Origin of the sequence: Pseudomonas cyclaminis (genome assembly GCF_015163715.1) — a bacterium.
GTDB lineage: Bacteria > Pseudomonadota > Gammaproteobacteria > Pseudomonadales > Pseudomonadaceae > Aquipseudomonas > Aquipseudomonas cyclaminis.
The window spans coordinates 1-6,440 of sequence record NZ_JADDUM010000055.1 but is presented as its reverse complement, the minus strand read 5'-3'; the positions used below and the strand labels follow the sequence as shown (position 1 = coordinate 6,440).

Sequence of the window (6,440 nt, the reverse complement as noted above, 5' to 3'; positions counted from 1 at the left end):
CCCCGGTGACCAGCCCCCCCCACCGACGCCACGGTGCCGCCGACGGCGCTGACGGTGCCGCCCAGGGCATTGGTGACCGGGTTGGCATTGGTGCCGCTGATTTTACCGCCCAGGCTGCTGACGGCGCCGCCGACATTCGTCACCAGGCCATTGACTGGAGCACCCAGGCCAGTGGCGTTGCCGACGTTTTGGGTGAGGCTGGTGACGCCATTGGTGACCGGGTTGAGCGCGCCGCCGAGGCGGGTGGTCACTGCCATGATCGGAGCACCCGCGGCGGTGTTGGGTGTGCCGCTGCCGCCCAGCAGGGTGCCCAGGGACGCCACGGTACCGCCGGCGTTGGCGCCAGTGATGCCAGTCGCGCTGACCACGCCATTGGTATTGCCCGCGTTGAGGCCGTTGCTGGCGCCGGCGATGATGCCACCGACCAACTCCGGCAGGCCGAGGTTGGCACCGGTCCCGCTCCCGGTGCCGGTGGCTGGGTCGACATAGCCGCTCGCAGTGCCGACCACGGTGCCCACGCCATTGAGCAGGCTGCCCACGGCGCCCGTCACAGGGTTAGCGGTGCCGCCCGCGCCGGCGACTTTATCGCCGAGGCCATCGACAGTACTGCCGACTTTATCCAACAGACCGCCGACCGGGCTGCTCAGGCCTGTTGTGCTGCCGACCTTGCCGGTGGTTTTTTCCACCATCGAAACGACGGGCACCAGCACCCGGGCGCCCACGGCATTGGTCACCGTGCCCAGTGGGCCGGTGGTGCTGGCGGTGCTCAGGGTGTCGCCGAGCATGGTCACCACGTTGCCGACTTTGTCGACCGTGCTGCCCACCACGGGCGCGGCGGCTCTGACCACGGGCACTTTACCCAGCAGCGTCCGAAGGTTGGCCCCGCTAGTGCTGACGCCATCGCCCAGATCGGAAACACCTTGGCCGACCCCGGCGAGGGTGGTGCCCACTGCGTTGCTGTCAGTACCCAGTGAGCCGAGCCCATCCGACAGGCCGTTGCCGATACTGCCGACCGCAGTGCCGGTGGCCACCACCAGGCCTTCGGCGGTCTCGCCCACAATCGGCAGGCTGCCCAGGGTGGTGCCGAGGCTGCTGACGGTGCCGCCCAGGTCGGTCACTGTGTTGCCCAGTGTGTCGACTACAGTCGCGGTGACCAGTGGCGTGCCGCCGCCGGTGCCGGTGCCTGGGTCAGTGCCCGGATCAGTGCCCGGATCGGTTCCGGGATCGGTGCCGCCGCCTGTCCCACCACCGGTACCGGCGGTATCCGAGGAAGAAGACCCGCTACTGTGATGCCCGCCACCACCGCTGCTGCAGCCGCCGAGGGTCAATGCTATTGCCAGGGCCAGCGCGGTACTTGCTTTCCAAAACACGGCTTGAGTTTTCATGATTGAGTTCCCTGCACCTGTACAACCTTGGTTGTCTGCAAACGCTCGTTATTTCTTGGGATAGCGATGCGTTCGTCCGTGAATCCATATCAGACGCAGATGCGTATTCTCTCAATGCTCAACTTGGTATTAACGATTTATATAGAGGGGGCGAAGGTGTACTTAGTGACTAGTCGCAAGTGCATAAGGCGAGGATGTATAAAAATGTATATGACATATAAAACAATAGGTTAAATAAAAATAGCGGACATTGGTAATGTCTGCTATTACTTAGGTCGTATATATACAATTGAACAGCTTTTTTATGCGATTGGCCGCCACTTACCCCGCATATGTTCAATATCTGCGGCGCCTTTCAAGAGTAATTCACCGCTGGAACCGGAGGCGCTGCTGTGCAATATCACTTCGCTGGGCAGGCGTACCGGCTTCTGGAACACCACGTCGATTTCCACATTGGCAGCGGGCAGGTGCTCACCAAGGGCCGCGAGTGTGCGCGCCTTGTTCCAGAGTCCATGGGCGATGGCCTGGGGGAAGCCAAACAATTTGGCGGTCGGCGCACTCAGGTGAATCGGGTTGTAGTCGCCGGACACCCTCGCGTAACGACGGCCGATATCGGCGGGGGCTTTCCAGCGGGTCAGTTCGCTGACCTGTACCGGTTGGGGCGGGGTGTCGTCGGCTGCCTCTCCTTCGAGTTTCACGCCTCGACAGAGCATCCGGCTCTCGGCCTCCCACAGCACGCCGAGAGAATCTTCGACAGTGGTCACCACCTCAAAGGTTGCGCCCTTGGCGTGAGGTTGCAGGTTTTGCGCGTGCACAGCGATGGACAGCTCGTTCACGCCGCCCAGCGGCCGATGGATACGGATGCGATTGCTCAGGTGGATCAACCCCAGCAACGGGAAGGGAAATGCCTTGGCCGTGAGCAGCTGCATCTGCAATCCAAACGCCAGGATGTGCGGATAGGTCGCCGGCAGGATCGGGCTGTCGGCAAAACCGCAGACCTTGCGATACGCCGCCACGTCCCTGGGGTTGACGCTGACCCGGCAGCGCAGGCCCTGCTCAGGCAGCGTGCTGCCGGTAATCTTGCGCTTGAGCGCCGCCCGCCAATACAACGGCGGCAGAAACGGAGTATTGCCTAAGGTCTGCCATTCCATGTTTACGCTCCCAATAGACTTTGCCCGCACACCCGCAATGCTTGCCCGCTGACCGCGCCGGACCCCGGCTGGCCGAGCCAGGCCACTGCTTCGGCGACGTCCTGGGGCAAACCGCCTTGGCCCAGGGAACTCATGCGGCGCCCGGCTTCACGCAGGGCGAACGGGATATGCGCGGTCATCTGGGTTTCGATAAACCCTGGCGCCACGGCGTTGATGCTGATCCCGCGCTCCCTGAGCAACGGCGCCCAGGCCTGCACCAGTCCGATCAAACCCGCCTTGCTTGCGGCGTAGTTGGTTTGCCCGCGGTTGCCGGCGATGCCACTGATAGACGCCAGCACCACCACGCGAGCGTTGTCGTGCAGGCGGCCGCTGTCGAGCAGCGCCTGGGTCAGCACTTGCGGCGCATTGAGGTTGACCGCCAGCACCGCGTCCCAATATTCCGGAGTCATGTTGGCCAGGGTTTTGTCACGGGTGATGCCAGCGTTGTGCACCAGGATGTCGAGGCCATCGGGCAGGTGCTCGATCAGTTGGCCGGCGGCGTCTTCGGCGCAGATATCCAGCACCACGGTGCGGGCGCCCAGGCGCGCGGCCAGGGCTTCGAGGTCGGCCTTGGCCTGTGGGACGTCGAGCAGGATGACCTCGGCGCCGTCGCGGGCCAGGGTTTCGGCGATGGATGCGCCGATGCCTCGGGCGGCACCGGTGACCAGGGCCTTGCGTCCGGCCAGTGGGCGGGTCCAGTCCTCGACGGGGGTGGCGCAAGCCTGCAGGCGAATCACCTGGCCGGAAATGTAGGCGCTTTTCGGCGAAAGGAAGAAACGCAGCGCGCCTTCCAACTGGTCCTCGGCACCGGCGCCGACGTACAGCAGTTGCAACACGCCGCCGTTGCGCAATTCCTTGGCCAGTGAACGGCTGAAGCCTTCCAAGGCGCGTTGGGCACTGGCGGCAAACGGGTCGCTGAGACTTTCCGGGGCGCGGCCGAGGATCACCAGGTGAGCGCTGTTATCCAGGTTTTTCAGCAGTGGCTGGAAGAACTCGCGCAGTTGCTTGAGCTGGTCGGTGTGTTGCAGCTCGCTGGCGTCGAACACCACGGCCTTGAGCTTGGGGCCGTGTCCGGGAATCCACGTGGATGTCTCGGCGCCGTAGGTATAAATGGCGTCGGTGAGTTTGTTGGCAAATACCTGCACTTTGCTCGCCAGGGCACCACCGCCCAGCAGCAGTGCACCATCTACCGGGCGCAGGCGTCCGGCTTGCCAGCGTTCCAGGCGTACCGGTGACGGCAGGCCAAGGGCGGCGACCAGACGATGGCCGAGGCTTGAGTTGGCGAAGTCGATATAACGGTCAGACATGGAACGCTCTCCGAAGGCTGGGGTTCAAAGGGTTGACCATCCCAGGGTAGCAGTCGTTCGACTAGGCTCAGTGATCAAGCCCATAACAGACAGAGGGAGCTTTCCATGACTCAATTGCGCCGTGTAGCGATCATTGGTGGTAACCGCATTCCGTTCGCCCGTTCCAATGGCCCGTACGCTACCGCGAGCAACCAGGCGATGCTGACCGCCGCGCTGGAAGGCTTGATCGAACGCTACAACCTGCACGGCCTGCGCATGGGCGAAGTGGCCGCCGGTGCGGTGCTCAAGCATTCGCGGGACTTCAACCTGACCCGCGAATGCGTGCTGGGCTCGCGCCTGTCGCCGCAAACCCCGGCCTATGACATCCAGCAGGCCTGCGGCACCGGGCTGGAGGCGGCGTTGCTGGTGGCCAACAAGATTGCCCTGGGCCAGATCGAGTGCGGCATCGCCGGCGGGGTCGACACCACGTCCGACGCGCCGATTGGGGTGAATGAAGGGCTGCGCAAGCTTCTGCTGCAAGCCAACCGCAGCAAATCCGTGGCGGATAAATTAAAAGTCCTGTTACAACTTCGTCCCCATCACCTTAAGCCCGAACTGCCGCGCAATGGCGAGCCGCGCACTGGTTTGTCCATGGGCCAGCACTGTGAGTTGATGGCGCAGACCTGGCAGATCCCCCGCGCCGAGCAGGACCAGCTTGCACTGCAGAGCCATCAGAAAATGGCGGCCGCCTATGCCGAAGGCTGGCACAACGACCTGCTTACCCCGTTTCTGGGCCTGACCCGCGACAACAACCTGCGCCCCGACCTGACCCTTGAAAAACTCGCCGCCCTCAAGCCCGCCTTCGAGCGCAGCGAAAAGGGCACGCTCACCGCCGGCAACTCCACGCCGCTCACCGATGGTGCATCCCTGGTGCTGCTGGGCAGTGAGGCGTGGGCGCAGGAGCGGGGCCTGCCGATCCTGGCGTACCTGCGCGATGGCGAAGCGGCGGCGGTGGATTTCGTCAACGGCGCCGAAGGCCTGTTGATGGCGCCGGTGTATGCAGTGCCGCGTCTGCTGGCGAGGAATGGTCTGACGTTGCAGGACTTCGATTACTACGAGATTCATGAAGCTTTCGCGGCACAGGTGTTGTGCACGCTCAAGGCCTGGGAAGATGCGGACTACTGCAAGACCCGCCTCGGGCTGGACGCACCGCTGGGTGCCATCGACCGCAGCCGGCTCAATGTGAAGGGCAGTTCCCTGGCCGCCGGACACCCGTTTGCCGCCACCGGTGGGCGCATCGTTGCCAACCTGGCTAAATTGTTGGATGCAGCGGGCAAGGGCCGTGGGCTGATTTCGATCTGCGCCGCGGGTGGTCAAGGCGTGACGGCGATCATTGAGCGTTGAAACTGGCATATTGGATGCATTCTTAAGCAATCAACGGTCGGTAGCCCCTCCCACCGGCGAGCCGATTGCCGTATAACGAGTGCCATACGCGTATTTGGTAATAAAGGACCCACAATAAAAGCTGATGAAGACTCCTAAACGCATTGAACCCCTGATCGAAGACGGTCTGGTCGACGAAGTGCTGCGCCCTCTCATGAGTGGTAAAGAAGCAGCTGTTTATGTGGTGCGCTGCGGCAACGAATTGCGTTGCGCCAAGGTTTACAAGGAGGCGAATAAACGAAGCTTTCGTCAGGCATCCGAATACCAGGAAGGCCGAAAGGTCCGTAACAGCCGTCAGGCCCGGGCCATGGCCAAGGGCTCCAAGTTCGGTAAGAAAGAAACCGAGGATGCCTGGCAGAACGCCGAAGTGGCGGCGTTGTTCCGCCTGGCCGGTGCGGGCGTTCGCGTGCCCAAGCCCTACGACTTCCTTGAAGGCGTGCTGTTGATGGAACTGGTGGCCGACGAATACGGCGATGCGGCGCCGCGTCTGAATGACGTGACACTGGAGCCGGACCAGGCGCGCGAATACCACGCCTTCCTGATTTCCCAGATCGTGCTGATGCTGTGTACCGGCCTGGTGCACGGTGACCTTTCCGAGTTCAACGTACTGCTGACGCCAACCGGCCCGGTGATCATCGACCTGCCCCAGGCGGTAGATGCGGCGGGCAACAACCACGCGTTCAACATGCTGGAGCGGGACGTGGGCAACATGGCTTCCTACTTCGGGCGGTTTGCCCCGGAGTTGAAGAAGACCAAGTACGCCAAGGAAATGTGGGCGCTGTACGAAGCCGGCACCTTGCACCCGGCCAGCGTCTTGACCGGCGAGTTCGACGAGCCGGAAGAGTTGGCGGATGTGGGCGGTGTGATCCGCGAGATTGAAGCGGCGCGGCTGGATGAAGAGCGCAAGCAGGCGATCCGCGCAGCGGATGATGCGCCAAACACCAAGACCGCAGAAGAACCGCCGCCGCCTTGGATGCAGTGATCTTCAGATAAATGAAGATAAAAAATGTGGGAGGGGGAGCTTTGCCCCCAAATGCCAGTCAGTTAAGGAGGAACACTGTAACTGTGGTGAGCGGGCTTGCCCCTCCACATTTGTTTTGTGTACACCTTTAAGAGCAGCAACTGCCCGAAGCCAA

The 6,440-nt window shown here is 62.7% G+C and carries 5 protein-coding genes; 2 read left to right on the top strand and 3 right to left on the bottom strand.

Annotated elements, in window-relative coordinates:
• The 3 genes from IQK56_RS09045 to IQK56_RS09035 all read right to left on the bottom strand — a co-directional run.
• A partial coding sequence (locus IQK56_RS09045; protein WP_193901637.1) for a collagen-like triple helix repeat-containing protein occupies positions 1–1,385 on the bottom strand: 1,385 nt, incomplete at its 3' end.
• A gap of 302 nt (positions 1,386–1,687) precedes the next feature.
• Positions 1,688–2,536, bottom strand: a complete 849-nt coding sequence (locus tag IQK56_RS09040) for a MaoC family dehydratase (protein ID WP_193863180.1) — start codon at positions 2,534–2,536, stop codon at positions 1,688–1,690.
• A 2-nt stretch (positions 2,537–2,538) separates the two neighbouring features.
• Positions 2,539–3,882, bottom strand: coding sequence for a 3-oxoacyl-ACP reductase (locus IQK56_RS09035; protein ID WP_150760953.1), 1,344 nt, complete (start codon positions 3,880–3,882; stop codon positions 2,539–2,541).
• A 105-nt stretch (positions 3,883–3,987) separates the two neighbouring features.
• Here IQK56_RS09035 and IQK56_RS09030 point away from each other — a divergent pair, with 105 nt between their 5' ends.
• Positions 3,988–5,265: an acetyl-CoA C-acetyltransferase gene (locus IQK56_RS09030; protein WP_122308904.1), complete on the top strand. Its 1,278-nt coding sequence runs from the start codon at positions 3,988–3,990 to the stop codon at positions 5,263–5,265.
• A gap of 124 nt (positions 5,266–5,389) precedes the next feature.
• Positions 5,390–6,286: a PA4780 family RIO1-like protein kinase gene (locus IQK56_RS09025; protein WP_122308902.1), complete on the top strand. Its 897-nt coding sequence runs from the start codon at positions 5,390–5,392 to the stop codon at positions 6,284–6,286.
• Positions 6,287–6,440 lie beyond the last annotated feature (154 nt).